Origin of the sequence: Veillonella sp. ZSJB6, assembly GCF_051549505.1 — a bacterium.
Taxonomy (GTDB): domain Bacteria; phylum Bacillota; class Negativicutes; order Veillonellales; family Veillonellaceae; genus Veillonella.
Genome location: NZ_JBPUGE010000198.1, coordinates 1 through 234 on the forward strand (window position 1 = coordinate 1; position 234 = coordinate 234).

1 protein-coding gene is annotated in these 234 nt (G+C 42.7%); it reads right to left on the reverse strand.

The annotated features are described in order from the left end of the window. On the reverse strand, positions 1–234 hold a 234-nt coding region (locus tag ACSV5T_RS10410), incomplete at both ends, for a hypothetical protein (protein ID WP_438321101.1).

The window sequence follows — 234 nt, forward strand, 5'->3', positions numbered from 1 at the left end:
TTGGAATGCAATGATTCGAACTTCATCTAAACGAGTCAAATCGTACATTTCTTGCGTCGGTTCAGATATGACAATCGGTTGTTCGACGTTCGGTGTATAGTTACGGATTGTACCTCGAACCCCACTACTCAACAACACGGTTCGACCAACTTCATAAAATCCAAGCAATGTCGCCAAAAGGGTAAGTGCTTCCCCATCGTAAGCTTCATTTTGCCACATATAGAAATATGCCTC